This is a genomic window from Streptomyces sp. NPDC002467 (genome assembly GCF_042889825.1).
In the GTDB taxonomy this organism is placed as follows: Bacteria; Actinomycetota; Actinomycetes; order Streptomycetales; family Streptomycetaceae; genus Streptomyces.
On the sequence record NZ_JBIARJ010000034.1, the window covers coordinates 22558 to 41281 of the forward strand.

At 73.9% G+C, this 18724-nt stretch carries 18 protein-coding genes and 2 pseudogenes; 15 read left to right on the forward strand and 5 right to left on the reverse strand.

Annotated elements, in window-relative coordinates:
* Positions 1-36 precede the first annotated feature (36 nt).
* The 6 genes from ACFYYJ_RS39680 (at position 37) to ACFYYJ_RS39705 (ending at position 4712) form a co-directional block, all read left to right on the forward strand.
* The gene (locus ACFYYJ_RS39680) at positions 37-732 is read left to right on the forward strand and encodes a response regulator transcription factor (RefSeq protein ID WP_385131416.1); all 696 of its coding nucleotides are present in this window, start codon (positions 37-39) and stop codon (positions 730-732) included.
* Positions 725-1837 (forward strand): sensor histidine kinase, encoded by a 1113-nt coding sequence (locus tag ACFYYJ_RS39685; RefSeq protein ID WP_389139548.1) that lies wholly within the window; start codon positions 725-727, stop codon positions 1835-1837. The genes ACFYYJ_RS39680 and ACFYYJ_RS39685 overlap by 8 nt, the downstream gene beginning before the upstream one ends.
* Complete coding sequence (locus ACFYYJ_RS39690) at positions 1834-2997, forward strand: hypothetical protein (protein WP_389139550.1); 1164 nt, start codon at positions 1834-1836, stop codon at positions 2995-2997. The genes ACFYYJ_RS39685 and ACFYYJ_RS39690 overlap by 4 nt, the downstream gene beginning before the upstream one ends.
* A gap of 71 nt (positions 2998-3068) precedes the next feature.
* Positions 3069-3362, forward strand: a complete 294-nt coding sequence (locus tag ACFYYJ_RS39695) for a hypothetical protein (protein WP_389139552.1) — start codon at positions 3069-3071, stop codon at positions 3360-3362.
* Positions 3352-3858: a DinB family protein gene (locus ACFYYJ_RS39700; protein WP_385131424.1), complete on the forward strand. Its 507-nt coding sequence runs from the start codon at positions 3352-3354 to the stop codon at positions 3856-3858. The genes ACFYYJ_RS39695 and ACFYYJ_RS39700 overlap by 11 nt, the downstream gene beginning before the upstream one ends.
* Positions 3859-3914: 56 nt before the next feature.
* Positions 3915-4712: a hypothetical protein gene (locus tag ACFYYJ_RS39705; protein WP_389139554.1), complete on the forward strand. Its 798-nt coding sequence runs from the start codon at positions 3915-3917 to the stop codon at positions 4710-4712.
* 18 nt (positions 4713-4730) lie between these two features.
* On the opposite strand, the gene ACFYYJ_RS39710 is transcribed toward ACFYYJ_RS39705, so the two are convergent.
* The 3 genes from ACFYYJ_RS39710 to ACFYYJ_RS39720 all read right to left on the reverse strand — a co-directional run bounded on the left by ACFYYJ_RS39710 (position 4731) and on the right by ACFYYJ_RS39720 (position 7226).
* Positions 4731-5090, reverse strand: coding sequence for a metalloregulator ArsR/SmtB family transcription factor (locus ACFYYJ_RS39710; protein WP_319731486.1), 360 nt, complete (start codon positions 5088-5090; stop codon positions 4731-4733).
* 193 nt (positions 5091-5283) lie between these two features.
* On the reverse strand, positions 5284-5658 hold the full coding sequence (locus ACFYYJ_RS39715; RefSeq protein WP_385131430.1) for a hypothetical protein: 375 nt from the start codon (positions 5656-5658) through the stop codon (positions 5284-5286).
* Between the two features lie 158 nt (positions 5659-5816).
* Positions 5817-7226 carry a M1 family metallopeptidase gene (locus tag ACFYYJ_RS39720; RefSeq protein ID WP_389139557.1) on the reverse strand — a complete coding sequence of 470 codons (1410 nt, stop codon included), beginning with the start codon at positions 7224-7226 and terminating at the stop codon, positions 5817-5819.
* A gap of 411 nt (positions 7227-7637) precedes the next feature.
* Here ACFYYJ_RS39720 and ACFYYJ_RS39725 point away from each other — a divergent pair, with 411 nt between their 5' ends.
* Positions 7638-8813, forward strand: coding sequence for a glycosyltransferase (locus tag ACFYYJ_RS39725; RefSeq protein ID WP_389139559.1), 1176 nt, complete (start codon positions 7638-7640; stop codon positions 8811-8813).
* A gap of 89 nt (positions 8814-8902) precedes the next feature.
* Here the strand turns inward: ACFYYJ_RS39725 and ACFYYJ_RS39730 are convergent, their stop codons facing one another.
* Positions 8903-9502 (reverse strand): CGNR zinc finger domain-containing protein, encoded by a 600-nt coding sequence (locus ACFYYJ_RS39730; RefSeq protein WP_385132018.1) that lies wholly within the window; start codon positions 9500-9502, stop codon positions 8903-8905.
* Between the two features lie 84 nt (positions 9503-9586).
* On the opposite strand from ACFYYJ_RS39730, the gene ACFYYJ_RS39735 reads away from it, so the two are divergent.
* On the forward strand, positions 9587-10378 hold the full coding sequence (locus ACFYYJ_RS39735; protein ID WP_389139562.1) for an MBL fold metallo-hydrolase: 792 nt from the start codon (positions 9587-9589) through the stop codon (positions 10376-10378).
* Between the two features lie 33 nt (positions 10379-10411).
* Here ACFYYJ_RS39735 and ACFYYJ_RS39740 read toward each other — a convergent pair.
* A pseudogene (locus ACFYYJ_RS39740) lies at positions 10412-10770 on the reverse strand (hypothetical protein).
* Positions 10771-10967: 197 nt separating this feature from the next.
* On the opposite strand from ACFYYJ_RS39740, the gene ACFYYJ_RS39745 reads away from it, so the two are divergent.
* The 7 genes and pseudogenes from ACFYYJ_RS39745 to ACFYYJ_RS39775 all read left to right on the forward strand — a co-directional run bounded on the left by ACFYYJ_RS39745 (position 10968) and on the right by ACFYYJ_RS39775 (position 18678).
* Complete coding sequence (locus ACFYYJ_RS39745) at positions 10968-12158, forward strand: cytochrome P450 (protein ID WP_389139564.1); 1191 nt, start codon at positions 10968-10970, stop codon at positions 12156-12158.
* A gap of 87 nt (positions 12159-12245) precedes the next feature.
* Positions 12246-12318, forward strand: a pseudogene (locus ACFYYJ_RS39750).
* 73 nt (positions 12319-12391) lie between these two features.
* Entirely contained in the window at positions 12392-13528 is a 1137-nt protein-coding gene (locus ACFYYJ_RS39755; protein WP_389139566.1) for a gala protein, read from the forward strand.
* Entirely contained in the window at positions 13525-15219 is a 1695-nt protein-coding gene (locus ACFYYJ_RS39760) for an ankyrin repeat domain-containing protein (RefSeq protein ID WP_389139568.1), read from the forward strand. Before ACFYYJ_RS39755 ends, ACFYYJ_RS39760 begins: the two co-directional genes overlap by 4 nt.
* Positions 15216-16433, forward strand: a complete 1218-nt coding sequence (locus ACFYYJ_RS39765; RefSeq protein WP_385132029.1) for an AAA family ATPase — start codon at positions 15216-15218, stop codon at positions 16431-16433. Before ACFYYJ_RS39760 ends, ACFYYJ_RS39765 begins: the two co-directional genes overlap by 4 nt.
* Before the next feature lie 13 nt (positions 16434-16446).
* The gene (locus tag ACFYYJ_RS39770) at positions 16447-17631 is read left to right on the forward strand and encodes a VWA-like domain-containing protein (protein WP_385366739.1); all 1185 of its coding nucleotides are present in this window, start codon (positions 16447-16449) and stop codon (positions 17629-17631) included.
* 18 nt (positions 17632-17649) lie between these two features.
* Positions 17650-18678 carry a phosphotransferase family protein gene (locus ACFYYJ_RS39775; protein WP_389139571.1) on the forward strand — a complete coding sequence of 343 codons (1029 nt, stop codon included), beginning with the start codon at positions 17650-17652 and terminating at the stop codon, positions 18676-18678.
* The last annotated feature ends 46 nt before the right edge of the window (positions 18679-18724 follow it).

Consider the following 18724-nt stretch of genomic DNA (forward strand, 5'->3'; position numbering starts at 1 on the left):
ACGTCGGCGATATGCCGGGCTGCTTAGGCTTCGGACATGCGCGTACTGATCGTGGAGGACGAGCCGTACCTTGCCGAGGCCGTCCGTGACGGTCTGCGGCTGGAGGCGATCGCCGCCGACATCGCCGGCGACGGCGACTCCGCCCTGGAGCTGCTGAGGGTCAACTCCTACGACCTCGCCGTCCTCGACCGCGACATCCCCGGCCCCTCCGGCGACGAGGTCGCCCGCCGCATCGTCGCCTCGGGCAGCGGCATGCCGATCCTCATGCTCACCGCCGCCGACCGGATCGACGACAAGGCGTCGGGGTTCGGGCTCGGTGCGGACGACTACCTCACCAAGCCGTTCGAACTGCGGGAGCTCGTCATGCGGCTGCGGGCGCTCGACCGCAGGCGCGCCCACGCCCGGCCGCCGGTCCGGGAGATCGCGGGCCTGCGGCTCGACCCCTTCCGCCGGGAGGTGTTCCGCGACGGCCGTCATGTGGCGTTGACCCGCAAGCAGTTCGCCGTGCTCGAAGTGCTGGTCGCCGCCGAGGGCGGGGTCGTCAGCGCCGAGGAACTGCTGGAGCGGGCCTGGGACTCGAACGCCGACCCTTTCACCAACGCCGTCCGCATCACCGTCTCCGCTCTGCGCAAACGGCTCGGCGAGCCGTGGGTCATCGTCACGGTGCCGGGCGTCGGCTACCGCATCGACACCGGCCCGGGCGTCCCTCCCGCCGGTGGTACGCGTGCGTAGACGCCCGGGGTTCAGTGCCCGGCTGAAGCTCGCCCTCAGCTACGCCGGGTTCCTCGCGGTCGCCGGGGCCCTGCTGCTGGCCGTGGTGTGGGTGTTCCTGCTGCGCTACGTACCCGACAACTCCCAGGGGCTGCTGGGGATCTCACCCAACCGCTACCTCCTCGTGCACATGTTCGCGCCCGCCGCGGCCGTGGCGATGGTCTTCCTGCTCCTGTTCGGCCTGGTCGGGGGCTGGTTCCTCGCGGGGCGGATGCTCGCCCCGCTCACCCGGATCACGGATGCGGCGCGGACGGCCGGGGAGGGATCGCTGTCCCACCGGATCCGCATGGAAGGCCGGCGGGACGAGTTCCGCGAGCTCGCCGACGCCTTCGACACGATGCTCGGCCGGCTGGAGTCGCACGTCGCCGAGCAACGGAGGTTCGCCGCGAACGCCTCCCACGAACTGCGCACCCCGCTCGCCATCTCGCAGACGCTGCTCGACGTGGCCCGCAGGGACCCGACCCGCGACCGCGACGAGGTCCTCGAACGCCTCCAGGCCGTCAACGCGCGTGCGATCGGCCTCACCGAGGCCCTCCTGCTGCTCAGCCGCAGCGACCGGGGGACCTTCACCCACGAGCGCGTCGACCTCTCCCTCGTCGCCGAGGAGGCCGCGGAAACCCTGCTGCCCCTCGCCGAACAGCGCGGTGTCGCGCTCGACGTCGCGGGCGGACCGGCGTGGACCAGCGGCTCCGCGGAGCTCCTGCTGCGGATGGTGACGAACCTCGTCCAGAACGCCGTCGTCCACAACCTCCCGTCCGGCGGCGCGGTGACGGTCCGCACCGAAGCACGGCACGACGCGAGCGTGCTGCGGGTCGAGAACACCGGCCACGCGGTGCCACCGGAACTGGTGCCGACCCTGACCGAACCCTTCCGGCGCGGAACGGAACGCGTACGCACCGACGAGCACGCGGGCGTCGGCCTCGGCCTCGCCCTCGTGCACAGCATCGTCCGCGCCCACGAGGGCACCCTCGAGCTCGTCCCCCGGCCCGCCGGCGGTCTGCTCGTCACGGTCCGCCTCCCCGTCCGGGACACGCCGGAGCCGGGAGAGCGTACGGTGCTCATGTGATCAAAGGCGAGAACACGACGGGGACCGCACTGCTCCTCGCGGCCGCGCCGACGGGCAAGAGCCGGCTCATCAACGCCACCGGCGTCCTGCCCACCCTCGCGGCCGTCCCACCCAGCACCCTCACCGGAACCCCGGCCGGCACGATCGTCGAGCTCGCCGATCCGATGGACCAGCAGACCGTGCTCACCCGCGTGCGCGCTGCCGCCGCGACCCCGGGACCGCTCAGCCTCCTCGTCACCGGGCAGCTCCAACTCGACGCGCGGCAGCACCGGCTGCACCTGGCCCTGGCCCGGTCCACTCCCGCGACCCTGCGGTACACGGGTCTGCCGTGGGAGTGGCTGGTCGGCGAACTGAAGCCGCGGCGAGCCGACTCGACGAGGGTGATCGTCGACCTGGTCGCCGCCCCCGACGCCTGGCAGGAGATCGCCGCGTACGGTCTCACGCTCGGGCCCGGGATCGCCCTCTACGGCCGGGTGGCACCGCCGCCGGCCCGCAACCGACCTGCCGCGGAACCGTCCTACCTCCAGGCCGTGGCGACCCTTTGGCGCAGCGGACTGAACCCGCCGCCGGGCGAGCTCCACGCCAGGGCCGCCGCCCAGGCCGGCCACGACGGGGCCCTGCTCCTCTCCGTGGCCGGTGCGCCGGCTCCCGTACCGGCGCACGCGGCTCCGGCTCCGGCTCCGGCTCCGGCTCCCACGCCACCGGCCCCTGCGGCGCCGGCCGAGGACCCGCTGCCCGCGATCCTCTCCATCGCGCACGCCGGCCGCCACGGCGAGGCCGCGGCGCTCGCGGCGCAGTGGGAGCGCTGGGCCGTGCGGACCAGCGGCGCGGGGTCGGTCGAGGCCGTCCACTGGCTGGAGGTGCGGGCAGATCTGGCCCACGTCTCCGGCGACGCGCAGGCGAGCTGCGAGCTGTGGATGGCGGCCGCCGATGCCCGCCTCGCCCTTCACCAGGCCCCGGACAGCGCGGGCGTCCAGGCCGCCGTGGACCGGGCGCACCACCAGTGGCAACAACTCCGGGACCCTGGTCCGGCGTCGGAACTCGGGCCGCGCCTGGCCTCCCTGCGGGGCCGCGTCCCGGGGCGGCGGCCGGGAGCCACGGAGGCGGTGCGGCGCCGACTGGAGTTCCTGCGCACCGGGGCACTCACCGCGGGTCAGTGATCGCGGCCGGGGCGCGGGCCGACGTACCGGTCCGCCGGTGACGCACCGCGCGCCGCGGCGTTGTTCCCCACATGGACAGCGATGAAGAGCTTCTCGACGTACTCCTCGATCGCCCCGCCAACGGTCGGCTGAAGCTCATCAGCGAAGACGAGGCACGGGCCGTCCTGGTACTGCTCGGCATCCTCTGGGAGGAGACCCGCTCGGCGGAGGTCCGCGAGGCCGCCGAAGAGCTGCGCCGCCGTCTCGCCTCGCGGCTGGGCCCGGGCGCCGGTGGCGGCGGCGCCGTCGCCGCCCCCCTGGCCGTCCTCAAGGCCGGTGCGGCGCGGGAGGGGGCGTGTTTGCCATCATCGTCCGATGAACGATGATCAGCGCACACACCCCTCGAAGGTGGCCGACGACCGGGCGTCGCTCACCTCGTTCCTCGACTACCAGCGGGCGACCCTGGCCATGAAGTGCGCCGGGCTGACCGGCGAGCAGCTGAAGCGGAAGGCGGTCCCGACGTCGGGGCTCACGCTCCTCGGCCTGGTGCGCCACGCGGCGTCGGTCGAGCGGAGCTGGTTCCGCCTCGTCGTGAACGCCGAGGCCGTCAGGCCGCCTTGGCCCGGCGAGGTCGACGGCACGTTCGCCGAGTTCCACGTCGAGGACGCCGATGTCGGCGAGGCCTTCGAGACGTGGCGCGAGGAGTGCGCCCGCGCCCGGGCCGTCGTCGACTCCGTCGACTCGCTCGACGACGCCGTCGACTTCCGCGGCGAGACGATCTCGCTGCGCTACGTCCTCACCCACATGATCGAGGAGTACGCGCGGCACAACGGCCACGCCGACCTGCTGCGCGAGGCGATCGACGGGGCCGTCGGCGAGTAGCGGGACGGACGCCCCCGGAGCGGGCGTTGTCGGTCCCCCGTGGAAGACTGCGGCCCATGGCTCTTTCCGACCTCACCTTTGACCAGTGGCAGTCGTTCGACCTGGCGGCCGCCCGCCGGGTCGCGCAGGAGGCGGCCGATGCGGCGGGTGGTCGCCTGGTCGCCGTGGAGGCGGTCGAGCACCTCGGTGCGCCGATGCACCGTGCCCGGATCGAGCGGGACGCCCGGGAGTTCGCGCTCGTTCCGGGCGGTGCCGTGACGCTGGGGTTCGACCTCGACTCCTGGCGGCCGACGCCCGAGCAGGCCGCCGACTACCTGGAGAGCCAGGAGGAGGGCTACGGGTACGGCCTCGATCTGCGCGAGTACCTCGCGCACGTGCTCAGCCCCCGCCGGCGCGTCGCCCTGGAGACCGTCCTCATGGCCGTGGAGGACGAGAACCTGACCGAGGCCCCCGCCGACATGCCGGCCGTGCTCGCGGCGCGCGGCCTGCGGATGCCGAGTTCCGACGAATGGGAGCACGCCTGCGGAGCCGGTGCGAGCACCCTGTTCCGGTGGGGCGGCGACTGCCCGCTCGACCGGATCCCGTACACCGATCCGGCCGGCCCGCAGCACGGCCTGAACGCCCTGGGCCTGCACATCGCCTACGACACGTACCGGACGGAGCTGACGAGCGACGTCACCGCGGTGCACGGCGGCGACGGCGGTGAATCGGTCTGCGGCGGCTACGGCAACCTGCTGGGATGGCTGCCGCTGGCGACGGCCAACCGCAACCCGTTCGTCGCGGAGTTCGTGTACGGGCCGGACGGCGAGGGTCTGTACGACTCCTTCTCCACCCGGCCCGTCATCGCCTTCTGAGCCCGGAGGCGGACTTCGTCACAGCGTGGGCGGTCCCGTGTGCACCGAGGTGTCCGCGTGGCGCAGTTCGGCGAGCAGTTCGCTCTGCCCCGCCAGCAGCTCGGTGAGGATGCGCCGCGCGGCCCGCAGGAGTTCCGCCACGTCGCCGCCGGCCAGGGCGTAACTGACCGTGGATCCGTCGCGGATGGAGACCACGATGCCGGACCGGCGCAGTACCGCGAGCTGTTGGGAGAGGTTGGACGGCTCGATCTCTATCTCGTTCAGCAGTTCGCGCACCGGAACAGGGCCGTTCTGAAGCAGTTCCAGTACGCGGATCCGAACGGGATGTCCGAGCATGCGGAAGAACTCCGCCTTGGCCTGGTACAGCGGCACCTGCATGCGACAACACTCCCACCCGGGTTCGCCCGTTCCATGGTCCATCGGCCGGCCCCTGCCCAACCGGCGACGTCCAGCTCCAGCCATCCTCCCGCCTCCCGGCCCCGGCCCACTCGCGGCTGATCACTTTCAGATGTGCCGAGTTGAAGATTCTTTCAACTCGTGGGCGTGCGGAGCCGGGAAGCGGGACGAAAAGTTAGAGCTCCAGCTCCGCCTCGATGCGCTTGAGCTGGTGCCTCGCCATGGCCAGGTTCGCCCTGGCCTTGTCCAGGACCATGTACAGGAAGAGGCCGTTGCCCCCTCGGCCCTTGATCAGCCGGATGAGGTGGTACTGGCTGCCGAGGGTGATGAGTACGTCCTCGATGTCCTCCTTGATGCCCAGCATGTCCATGGTCCGGGTCTTCGCCCGGATGACGTCGGTGTTGCCGGCAGCGGCCACCTCCAGGTCGAGGTCCTTGCCCCCGCCCAGCGTCCCGAGGGCCATGCCGCTCGTGTAGTCGACCAGCGCGACCCCCACGCTCCCCTCGATCGAGGTCATCGCCTCCTTCAGAGACGTCTCCACGCTCACCATCAGTACTCGCTCCCTCGACTCTTGACGGCCCCGGCGGAGTTCGGAACCTCTCGCCGGGTGATGAGCGCAGACGCTACCCACTGGGCGTCAGGCGGGTCGGGAAGAACGGGTATTCGGCGGAAAACGATCGCCCGCACCCTAGAATGCGCCGCCGCGCCTCACGAGGCCGCTCCCGTGCGGACCCGGTGTTCGCGCCAGAAGGAGGTGAGGTCGGTGGTCGTCGCCGCCTGCGCGGCACGCTGGAACTCCTCGGTCGTGGAGACCCCGTACCAGTGGTCGCGTACGTAGCGCCTCATCATGTCGGCCATCGCCGGGGAGCCCAGCACCTTCTCCAGGTCGTGCAGCACGCACCCGCCGTAGGTGTAGACGAAACGGCTCCAACCGGGGCCGTAGGCGGCCCAGTAGCCCATGGAGTTGGTGACGGCCTGGGTGTCGTTCTCCCAGTTGACGAACTCCGCGCAGTACGCGCCGTCGTCACCCGCGAGCACGTCGCCGGAGTACATGGCGAAGGCCTCGTCCAGCCACGGCGACGCATACTCGTCGTTGCCGACGATCCCGTACCACCACTGGTGGGCCAGCTCGTGGACGACGGCGCCGCCCCACTCGTCCGCCCAGACCAGGACCAGGCCGGGGAACTCCATGCTGCCGATGGGTTCGAACCGGTCGCTGAGGACCACGTCGACCTCACCGTACGGGTAGCGGCCGAACCGTTTCCCGAGGTCGTCGATGGCGCGGAGCGCCTCGGTGCGGGCGGTCTCCACCCAGGCCTCCGGGGTGCCGTCGGTCCAGTACGTGCGCACGGTGACGCCGCCCGGCGACGTGGCCGCACCGCTGTGGAACGGGCCGGCCGCCCAGGCGAAGTCCCGCACCTGTCGCGCGGTGCCGGTGGTGACGCTGCGGCCGGGGGCGCCCGGCCGGGTGGTGGTGGTACCGGTCGCCGGGACCTTCAGCCCGGTCGGGTGGTCGAGGGTCACCCGGAAGTCGGAGGCCAGCGCGTAGTAGCTCTCGCCCCGGTGGACGTCGGGGTCCAGGTGCCAGCCCCGCGCGTCCCGGACGGCCAGCACGGGCAGGGCGTTGCCGAGGTAGCGGTGGTCTCCGTCGCGTCCGAAGCGGTGCAGCCGGTCGGGGACGGTGATCGAGACGTCGAAGCCGACGGTGGCCCGGCCGCCGGGCGGCAGCGGGGCGGGCAGCGCGATCCGCACCGCGGTGCACCCGACCGACGGGGCGTCGGGGGTGCCTCCGGTCACCCGGCCGATCCGGACCGGGGAGGGGTTCTGCGGGGTGCCGCAGCCGTCGGTGCCGTTGCCCCAGAGACGGACGTAGACCTCGCGCAGCGGCTCGGCGGAGCGGTTGCCGAAGGTGACCGTCTCGCGGCCGGTCCACCGGTCGCCGGTGGCGTCGGCGCGCAGGTCCGCGCCGTACGAGGGCCGGGAGGGCGCGGCGCCCTCGTCGGCCCCGGACGAGGATGCCCCGGCCGCGGGTGCCGCGGAGGCCGGGGTGCCGAGCCCGGTCACCCCCAGGAGTGCCGCGAGCACCAGGCCCGCCAATCCGCGCCCGGTCCGTTCCATGGTCCGCCCCCGAGGTCGTGGTGATGGGCATGCGCGCCGCAGACGCTACGGGACCGGCGCGGTCTTGCCCATACCCGCGTACTGCCCCAACTCACCCCGCACAAAGTCGACTTCGGGGAGTACGCCGCGCACGGGAGCTCGGCCCGGCGGGTCGGAATGGTCTCGGGAAGCCTGGCCGACGGCCGGCACTTACAGCGGGATGTACCTGCCTGTACCGTCCCGTACATGACCATCACGGATGGACCGGGCATCGACCCCTCGGACCCGGGGACCGTCGCGAACGCGGATGCCCTGCGCGCCGCCCTCACGAAGGCGGTACGCCCGGCGGGCGCCTGACCTGCGGGCGCCCGACCGGCAACGCGACCGGCGGGCGGCCGGGGGCCGGAAAGGCGCAGGAAGTAGGGTGCCGGAATGAACACTTCCTCCGCGCTCCCGCATTCGTTCCGGCTGCTCGTCACGGGCGGAGGGACGGGCGGCCACACCTACCCGGCCCTCACCGCGATCCGTACGCTGCAGGGCCGCCTGGCAGCCTCGGGCGGCACGCTCGACGTCCTGTGGATCGGGACCGCCGACGGCCTGGAGGCCCGTGTCGCCCCGGCGGAGGGCATCGCTTTCAAGACGGTCGCCACGGGGAAGATCCGCCGCTCGGCGAACCCGCTCAAGATGCTGTCGGCCGCGAACGTGAAGGACATGGCGAAGGTGCCGCTCGGGGTGGCCCAGGCCCGCGCCATCGTGTCCGAGTTCCAGCCGGACGTCGTCCTCGCGACGGGCGGGTACGTCGCGGTCCCCGCCGGGCTCGCCGCCCGGCTGTGCCGGCGCCCGCTCGTCCTGCACGAGCAGACCGTCCGACTGGGGCTGGCCAACCGGAAGCTGGCCGGTTCGGCCACCCGGATCGCGGTGTCCTCGGAGTCCTCGCTGCCGCTGCTGCCCGCCGAGGTCCGCGACCGCGCGGTCGTCACGGGCAATCCGGTCCGGCCCGAGGTCCTCACCGGCCACGGCGAGAAGGCGCTGCACGCGCTGAACCTCACCGGCTTCGACCGGCGCCTGCCCACCGTCTACGTCACCGGCGGGGCGCAGGGCGCCCAGCAGATCAACGGCGTGATCCGGGACGTGCTGCCGTGGCTGCTGAGCCACGCGAACGTGATCCACCAGTGCGGCCCCGCGAACGTGGACGAACTGCGCGCCGCCGCCTCCGCCCTCGACCCGGTGCTCGCCTCCCGGTACCACCTGACCGGGTTCGTGGGGCCGGAGCTGCCGGACGTCCTGGCCCTGGCGGACGTCGTGGTGTCCCGCAGCGGCGCCGGCACCCTGGCCGAGCTGACCGCGCTGGGCAAGCCCGCCGTGTTCGTGCCGCTCGCCTCGTCGGCGGGGAACGAGCAGGCGCACAACGCCCAGTACCTCGCGGACGCGGGGGCGGCGGTCGCCCTGCTCGGCGAGGTCACCCCGCAGGCCCTCCAGGGCGCGGTCGGCCCGCTGCTGACCGACCCGGCCCTGCGGACGGCGATGGCGGAGCGGGCCCGGGCGTACGGACGGCCGGACGCGGCGGACCGGCTCGTCGACGTACTGCTGTCGGCCGCGACCGGCTGACGCCCGGACCCCGAAACCCCGAAACCCGAACCCGCGCTCCGGACGGCATCACCGTCCGGAGCGCGGGTTCGTCGTTTCCGGCCGCCCCGTCAGTCCGCCTTCGGCTGGGTGCGCCGGGCGTACGCGCGGGCGGCCCGGGCGCGGTCGCCGCAGCGGGTCGAGCACCAGTGGCGGCGGCCGTTGCGCAGCAGGTAGCGGTTGCAGGGGCTCGACCCGCAGCCGGTGAGGCGGTCGGCGTCGGGGCCCGTGAGGAGATCGGCGGCATCGGCGGCGAGCGTCGCGAGGGCCCGGTCGAGGATCTCGTTGGTGGGACACGGCGCCACGCGGTAGGGCCCGTTCTTCTCGTCCCAGTACAGCAGGGCGGCCGAGGGGGCCTTGCTCATCGCGTCGTTGACGGCGGACAGCGCCGCGGGCAGGGCGGGCACCCCGTCGGCGCGGGCGGCGAACAGCGCCCGGAGGTGTTCGCGCATCGAGCGCAGCTGCGTCGCGCACATCTCCCGGACCCCGGCGTCGGCGGGCGCGAGGCCGTGTGCGGTGAGCCACCGGTTCGCGCTCTCGGGCGTGCCCAGGTAGTCGATGAACTGCCCCCCGGGCAGCGCGACGGCGCTGTTGACGAAGTCGAGGGCGAGGTGGTCCTGCGCCCCCGGCGCGGGTGGTGGCGCGGATTCGACGGCCGGGATCTCACTCATGGTTCTCATGGTACCCATTGCGCCCATCCGTGAGAGACCCCTATGATCATCACGGATAACCAACCACTCATCCGTGAGGTACTGATGGCTGACACCAGCACGCCCGTCGAACAGATCCCCGTCCGCGTGTTCGGCGGCCCGACCGCCCTCTTCGAATACGGCGGCCTGCGGTTCCTGACCGACCCCACCTTCGACGCGCCGCGCGAGTACCCGATGCCGAGCGGCCGGCGGCTGACCAAGACGGCCGCCTCCTCGGCCGCACCGGCCGACCTCGGCCGCGTGGACGTGGTCCTGCTCTCCCACGACGAACACCCCGACAACCTCGACGAGTCCGGCCGGGCCCTGCTCGCCGACGTTCCCCTGACCCTGACCACTCCCGGAGGCGGACAGCGCCTCGGAGCGGGCGCCAAGGGGCTCGCCGACTGGGAGTCGGTCGACCTCGACCGCCCCGACGGCGGCACGATCACGGTCACGGGCGTGCCCGCCCTGCACGGGCCCGGCACGCGCGAGGAGGTCGAGCCGTTCACCGGTCAGGTCGTCGGGTTCGTCCTCACCGGACAGGACCTGCCGACGGTCTACGTCAGCGGCGACAACGCCTCCGTCGACCTGGTCAAGGAGATCGCCGTACGGTTCGGCCCGGTGGACACCGCCATCCTGTTCGCGGGGGCGCCGCGCTTCCCCCAGCTCTTCGACGGCGGGCTGCTCGTCCTCGACAGCGCGCAGGCGGCCGAAGCAGCCGGGATCCTCGGTGCGCGCCGGGTGGTTCCCGTCCACTACGACAGCTGGGGGCACTTCACCGAGGGGCGCGACGAACTGGTCGCCGCGTTCACGGCCGCCGGGCTGATCGACCGGCTGGACCTGGGCAACCGGGGCTGACCGGGGGCCGACCCGCGCCGACCGCGCCGTGCGTCAGTCGCGGGCCACGCCGGCGAGGGCGTCGGCGATCAGGCGCGTGGCGTAGTCGCGGTCGTCGGTGAGCCGGTTGATGTGCTCGGCCGGCAGGAGGGCGGTGGCCTCCAGGGGATTCATCTCCTCCTCGGTCCACTCCCCGTACTGCATGCGCCACAGGTTCGGACTGAGGCCGGTTCCCGCCGCGATGACCATGCCGGCCGTCGTGGGGATGGCCTCGGGCCGGACGCTGCGGGGCATCGAGCGCATCATCGCCGGCCCTTGCCGTCGTAGACGGCCTTCAGCCGGGAGTCGATCACCGGGAGCGCCGCACTCACGTCACCCGCGGGCGCGTACCGGGGGTCGCAGGTCGATGACAGCGGGTCCTCCTCTGGTGGCCGCGGCAGGACGGGGCGGCCTTCCGGAACTGCGACGGCGTTCCCGTGACAGCGCGTTCAGCCTGGCGAGCGACCGTCGGACGGAGGGAGGAAATGCAAGAACCCGGCGCAATCCAGGCTCCATGCCTCCCCGGGGCCGCCCTTCGGACACCCCGGTGCGGCGAACTAGGCTTACAGGCATGGATCTTCAGGACGAGCTCGTGAACCGGCCGTACGCGGCATACCGTCGACTGCGGGAGACGGCGCCCGTGCAGCGCGTCACGGGACCGGGTGGCTCGCCGGCCTGGCTCGTCACCCGGTACGACGACGTTCGTGCGGCGCTCGCGGATCCGCGGCTCTCCCTCGACAAGCGTCACGCCGCGGAGGGCTCCTACCGCGGCCTGTCCCTGCCACCGGCCCTCGACGCCAACCTCCTGAACATGGACCCTCCGGACCACACCCGGCTGCGCAGGCTGGTCGGCCGGGCGTTCACCCCCCAGCGCGTGGCGGAACTGCGCGGTCCGATCCGCCGGACCGCCGACGACCTGCTGGACGCGCTCGGCACGCACGGCCGCACCGACCTCATCACGGCCTACGCGGCGCCGCTGCCGATCACCGTCATCTGCGACCTCCTCGGGGTACCGGACGACCACCGCAAGGACTTCCGCGCCTGGACCACCGAGCTGATCTCGCCGGATCCCGCCCGCCCGCAGGCGGCCAAGCAGGCGGTGGTCGCGATGCTCGCCTTCTTCACCGAGCTCATCGCGCACAAGCGCGAGCACCCCGCGGACGACCTGCTCTCCGACCTGATCGCGGTCCGCGACACCGACGGCGACCGGCTCGGCGAGGACGAGCTGACGTCCCTCGCCTTCCTCATCCTCATGGCCGGCTACGAGAACACCGTCCAACTCATCGGCAACGCCGTTCTGGCCCTGCTCGACCGTCCCGAACTCCTGACCGCGCTCCGGCTCGACCCTTCGGGCATCCCCCGCGCGGTCGAGGAACTCGCGCGCCTCGAAGGGCCGGCGCTCCTGGCCATCCGCCGCTTCCCCACCGAGGACGTGACCATCGCGGGGGTGACCGTCCCCGCGGGAGAGACGGTCCTGCTGTCGCTGTCCGCCGCCAACCGCGACCCCGACCGCTTCCCCGACCCCGACCGGCTCGACTTCACCCGGGACACGACCGGGCACCTGGCGCTGGGGCACGGCATCCACTACTGCCTGGGCGCGCCGCTGGCCCGCGCCGAGACCGAGATCGCGCTGGAAGCCCTGCTGGAGCGGTTCGGCAGCCTGGAGCCGGCCGCGCCCGAACCCCGGTGGCGGCCGTCCCTGCGCGCCCGCGGACTCGTCGAACTCCCCGTGGTGTACGGGCCGGCGCGGCCGCTCGACTGAGGCGGCGGCGTACGCCGCGGGCCGTTCGACGGCACCTCAAACTGGTGATCGATTTTCGGCCGCCGGGTGGGTATGATCTCCGACAGCAAGGCCGTAGCGCAGAGGTCGTCGCGCCCACGCATCGAGCTGGAGGACGTCGGTTCGAATCCGACCGGTCTTGCGTCTACTTGTGCAGTTCTGGTCTCAAGTCGTGTTGGACGCCGGGCACCGGCGAAGGAACCGGTGGAGTGGTGATGACACAGCCGACACCCGTACGTTGCCCTGCGATCGAGCACCCCGACATGCCACCGGCCGACCCGGCCGGCCTCGACCCGCTGCTCGCCCGGCTCGCCGCGGACCGGCCCGTCGAGACCGACGAGACCTTCCCGCTCGGAACGCTGCGCGCCGACGGCCGGGTCGACCTCTGCAAGCAGGGTCTCGGGCCGGAAGGCGCGGCCCGGCTGCTGCCGGTCGCGGCCGCCTCAGCCCACGCCACCCACCTGCTCCTCGGCACCAACGCCATCGGCGACGCGGGTGCCCGCACCCTGGCCGGAACCCTCACCCCCGGGCACGGGCTGCACACCCTGTACCTCGGCTGCAACCGGATCGGTCCCGACGGGGTGGAGGCCCTCGCCGGCGCCCTCGCCGACGACACCACCGTCCGCGCCCTCTGGCTCAAGCGCAACCCGCTCCACGCGGACGGCGCCCGCACCCTGGCCGCGCTGCTGCGCCGCAACTCCGCCCTGCGCACCCTCGACCTGGTCAACACGGGGATCGGCACCGACGGCGTACGCCTCCTGCTCGACGCCCTGCTGGACCGCGGGCAGCCCCTGGAACGGCTCTTCCTCGGCGGCAACGGCCTCGGCCCCGACGCGGCCCCGCTGCTCGCCGCCCTGATCCGGGAGGCCGGCGTACGCGAGCTGTACGTTCCGGCCAACCACCTCGGTGACGAGGGCGCCGCGGCGCTCGCCTCCGCCGCGGGCGACTCCGCGCACCCGGTCCGCCTCGGACTCGGCGGCAACGGCATCGGCGCCGCCGGAGCGCGCTCCCTGGCCGCCTCCCTCGGCGGCATCGAAGCCCTCGACCTCGGTCGGACCATGTCCGAGCGCAGCCTCGGGGCTCCCGGCAACGAGCCCGGCGACGAAGGCGCGTACGCCCTGGCCGCCGCCCTCCCGGGCAGCCCCCTGCGCCGCCTGGAGCTGCGCCACACCGGCCTCACCGGACGCGGCGCGAAGAGCCTGCTCGCCGCGGTGCCCGCCGACAGCCCCCTGGAGTACGTGGGCCTCGGGCCCGGACTGCCCCGCCGCGTGAAGCGCTCCTTCACCGAACGGCTCCGCCCCGCCCGGGCCGCCCACCCGGACCTGCGCGCGATCGGCAGCGTGTACCGGTGAGCGTCGAGGACACCGAACTGCCCGGCGACTCCCGGTGGGAGGACGGTCCGGCGTGGCAGCGCATCCGCCGCCACGCCGTGCCCGGCTGGATGATCGAGCGGGCCACCGCGCACCGGCTGGCCGGCGACTGGCGGGCCGCCTGCGCGGCCGCGGCCGTGGACGTCCGCTTCGACCCGGCCGAACTGGAGGCCCGTCACGGCGCCGCCACCGCCGAGGCCATCTCCGAGGACCTGCGCCACTTCGCCCCGGACCTGCTGCGCTGGCACCTGCCCCGGTACCTGGGCGGCCGCACCACCCTCACCACCGACCTGCGCGTCGTGCTCGCCTCCTACGGGGGCCCGGACGGCCCGACCCTGTCGGTCACCACCCCCCTCCTGACGGAGGGCTCGCAGCGGCTGCAGCTGCACTGCGAGCCGCTGCTCGTCGCCGAGAAGCGCAACGCGTACACGGGGCAGGGATTCGTACGGGAGCACTGGAACGCGGTCCGGCCGTTCTGGGACGCCCGGTGCGCCCCCGACCTGGCCGCGCACTTCGCCGTCCCGGAGGGCCTCGCCGAGCGGATCGCCCGGCTGCGCGCCGACGGGGAGATCGTCGAGGCCTACGCGGCCGCGGGCATCGAGTGCGACCTGACCGATCCCCCCGCGCCGCCGTACGGGCGCCCGGACGACGCGAAGAGCACCTTCGCGCGCCTGCCCGTCGACCTCCGCCGGCTCGCACGGGAAGTGACGCGGCTCGTGGCGGCCGGGGCGGGCGACCGGTACCGGATCCCGACCGGCTGGTACTCCCACCTCCTGCTGGAGCACGCCGGTCCGGACCGGCTCCGGGCCCGCATCATCGACCGGACCGAGGCACTCCCCGTCCCGCCCATGCCCCGGTACGCCTTCCAGTCGCTGCCCGACCCCGAACTCGTACGCACCGGCCGGATCACGCCGCGCGAGCTGCACCCGCTGGTGGCCGCCGCGCTGTTCCCGGGCTCCGGGCCCGCCGAGGGCCCGCCCGGCCCGGACGCGGGCGGGCCGGTACGGGTGCGCTGCCACGGCGTGTGGCACCAGGTGCGCTCGCGCGACGGGGTGCTCGACGTACCGCACACCCCGGAGGAGCAGCAACGCGAGCGCGCCATGCGGGCGTTCGGCGGCGCGGTCTCCGGGTGCTTCGCGGTGCAGCAGAGCTGGACCACGGGTGAGGGGCGGCTGCCCCGGGCCCTCCAGGACCAGCGGCGTGAGCTCTTCCTGCGCGTGCAGCACGGCGACACCCCCGGTGTGACGGCCCTGCTGGACGCGGGCGTGGACCCCCGCATCCGGGACGCCCGCGGCCGCGGCCTTCTGCACTCCCTCCACCTGCTCGACCACGAGGTGCTGCTCCCCCGGCTGCTGAAGGCCGGCCTCGACCTGGAGGCACGGGACACGAACCGGCGCACGCCGCTGCTGTCCGCCGTGCACTGGGGCGGTTCGGCGGATCTGGTCAGGGCCCTGGTGGCGGCCGGCTCCCGGATCGACGTCACCGAGGAGATGGACCTGTCCCTGTCCCAGGAGATCCGCCGCTACAAGCGCAAGGACCTCGCCTTCCTCCAGGAGCGCGTCGACGAGGAGTTCCCGGACATCGGTGCCGACTGGTTCGACGAGCACATGGAGTACCGCGAGGAAGACGAAGAGGAAGACGAAGACCAGGACGACGAGGACGACGACGCATGAGTGCGACCCGGCAGCAGGGACAGCCGCAGCCCCAGCCCTCTCGGGCCCTGGCCGCCGCCGACGCCCTGGGGGCCCGGCTCGGCGCCACCCGCACCGAGCCCGCCGGCAACCCCCAACTGGAGGCGCTGGCACTGGCCGTGACGGCCAATCAGCCCGTGCTGCTGTGGGGTGAGCCCGGTATCGGGAAGTCCGCCGGCATGGAGCAGCTCGCCGCCGCGCTCGGCGTGCGGCTGGAGACGGTCATCGCCAGCGTCCACGAGCCCTCCGACTTCTCCGGGCTGCCCATCGTCGGCGAGGACCCCGCCACCACCGGTGTCCCCATGGCGCCGCCGGACTGGGCGGTGCGCCTGGCCCGTACCGGGCACGGGCTGCTGTTCTTCGACGAGCTGTCCTCCGCCCCGCCGGCCGTGCAGGCGGCCCTGCTGCGCGTGGTCCTGGAGCGCCGGGTCGGCAGCCTCGAGCTCCCGGCCGCGGTAAGGATCGTCGCCGCGGCGAACCCGCCCGCCAGCGCCGCCGACGGCTGGCACCTCAGCCCGCCGCTCGCCAACCGCTTCGTCCACCTCGACTGGACGCACAACCCGCGCACGGTGGCCCGCGGCATGGCAGGCACCTGGCCCGAGGTGGCGATCCCGGCCGTGGATCCCGCCAAGGCCTCGGGTGCGGTCGCCCGGGCCCGCGGCGTCGTCTCCGGCTTCCTCACCGCCCGGCCGGGCCTGGTCCACCACATGCCCACCGAGGCGGCCGGACGGGGCCGCGGTTGGCCCTCCCCGCGCACCTGGGAGATGGCCCTGCGGCTGCTGGCCACGGGGTACGCGGCCTCCACGGGCCGGGAGGCGCTCGCGGCCGCGCTCACCGGGGCCGTGGGCGAGGCCGCCGGGATCGAGCTGCTCTCGTACCTCGAACACCTCGATCTGCCGGACCCGGACCGGGTGCTGGCCGACCCGGACGCCTTCGCCCTGCCCGAGCGCGGCGACCGGCAGCTGGCCTTCCTGATCGCCGTGGTCGCCGCCGTGCAGAGCGAACTGACGCGCCCCCGCTGGGAGGCGGGTTGGGCGGTGCTGGCCAAGGCCGTGGACGCGGGCGTGCCCGACGTCGCCGCCCGCGCCGCCGCCGACCTCGCGGCGATGCGGGACCTGGACTGGCCGGTGCCCGCCGGGATCGACGCCTTCGTGGAACTGCTCCAGCTGTCCGGCTCCCTGCCGGGCGGGAACTGAGCGCGGGTCCGCCGTGCGCCCGGAGCTGGACCGCGCGAAGCTGCTGGCGGCCCGTTACAAGGCCGCCGAGTCCCGTCCGTACCTGGCCTCGGCCCTGTACGCGCTGACCGTGGTCCCCTCGGAGGGGATCCGCACGATGGGCGTCGACCGGTACTGGCGCTGCTACGTCTCGCCCGCCTTCGTCGAGGCGACCCCGGTCGTCGAGCTGGCCGGGGTGTGGATCCACGAGGTGGCGCACCTGCTGCGCGACCACCACGGCCGCGCCGAGCGGCTGCCCGCCGCCGACCAGCGCGACCGTGTCCGGGTCAACATCGCGCAGGACTGCGAGATCAACGACGACCTGCTGGCCGACGGGCTGTCGCTGCCGGAGAGCCGCGTGGAGCCGAGGCACTACGGCCTGCCCACGGGCGGCCTGTTCGAGAGCTACCTGCCGGCGATCCCGCCGACACCGCACGGGCCGGACTGCGGTTCCGGCGCGCACGGCGTCCCCGGCCCCTGGGAGCTGGGCGAGGACGCCGGCCCCGCCCGGGTCGGCTCCGTGGAGGCGGAGGCGCTGCGCCGGCAGACCGCCCAGGCCGTACGGGCCCACCAGCGCACCCGGGGCCGGATCCCCGAGGGCTGGACCCGGTGGGCGGAGGAGCTGCTGGAACCCACCGTGGACTGGCGCGAGGTCCTGTCGGGGGCGGTCCGCGAGGCCGCCGCCTGGGCTGCCGGCGCGGTGGACTACACGTACCGGCGCCCCTCGCGCCGCACTCCCGCGCTCGGCGGCCGGGTGGTGCTGCCCAGCCTGCGCAGGCCGCTGCCCCGGGTGGCGATCGTCATCGACACCTCGGGCTCGATGGGCCCCGACGACCTCGCGGCCGCGCTCGCCGAAGTCACCGGTGTCCTGCGGGAGGTGGGCGTCGGCGGCAACCGGGTCGCGGTCCTCGCCTGCGACGCCGACGTACACGCCGTGACCCGGGTGCGCAGCGCCGGCGAGGTGACCCTGGCGGGCGGCGGGGGCACGGACATGCGGGTCGGCGTCGAAGCGGCGCTGGCCCTGCCCGACCGGCCGAACGTCGTGATCGTGCTGACCGACGGGTACACGCCGTGGCCGGAAGAGACGCCGTCCTGCCGGCTGATCGCGGCTCTGGTCGGGGAGGATCCGCCCGCGCCCCCGGCCTGGGTGGAGTCGGTGCGCATCGACCTCTCCGCGTGAGGGTGGCACCATGCACCCATGTGGTCACGGCTGACGTTCGGGGACGGGTTACGGGCCGAACTGGGATCACCCGGACGCGCCCGAAGACTGGGCAGCAGCCCGCGCTCGCGCGTGTGGCGCGTCGAACTACCGCACACCCCGGCGGTGGTGAAACAGATCGTCGACGGGCCCGACGCCGACGAACGGTACGCACGCGAGGTGACCGCCCTGCGGCTCGCCGCCCGGGCCGAAACCCCCATGGTCCCTGCGCTGTTGGCCACCGACCCGGCCGAGCGGGTGCTGGTCCTGGAACATCTGGAGCACGGGCGCCCGGCCGACGACTGGATCGTCGACTACGCGGCCGCACTGGCGCGGCTGCACTCCGCGGCCGGTCCGGCGGACGCCGGCGCGCTTCCCCGGTGGCGGGGTCCGGACCGGTCCGACGTCGACGCCTTCCTTGCGCTGGCAACGGCTCTCGGGGTCCCCTTCGTGCCCGGGGTCGCCGAGGAACTCGCCGACCTCGTGGACCGGCTCGGCGAGGCGTCCGGTGACGCGCTCCTCCACGGGGATCCGTGCCCCGGAAACGACCTCCACACGGCCGGGGGCATCAGGTTCGTCGACTTCGAGCAGGCGTCCTTGGGCAGCGGCCTGATGGAACTGGCCTACCTGCGCATGGGCTTCCCCACCTGCTGGTGCGTCACCTCGGCGTCCGAGGCGCTGCTGGAACGGGCGGAGCGCGCCTATCGCACGGCGTGGCGCGCCGCGACCGGTTCCGAGGTCCGGGACGGCCTCGCCGACGCGTGCGCCGGCTGGCTGCTCCGCGGCGACGCGCTGGTCGAACGGGCGCACCGGGAGAGCGGGGACCACCTGGCCCGGATTCCGCGCCAGGACTGGAAGTGGGGTACGGCGACGGCCCGGCAACGCCTGGCCCACCGGCTCGGGGTGGTCGGCCGCATGACCGCCGACCACCCTCCCCTGGGCCGCGCGAGCGTCCTCACCGGCGCCATGCGTCACCGGATGCTGGACCGCTGGCCGGCACTCCGGCCGGTACCGACCCGGCGGCCCTGAGGAGTCACGCTGTGGGGCGTGGATCGAAAGTGGATCTTGAGTGTCC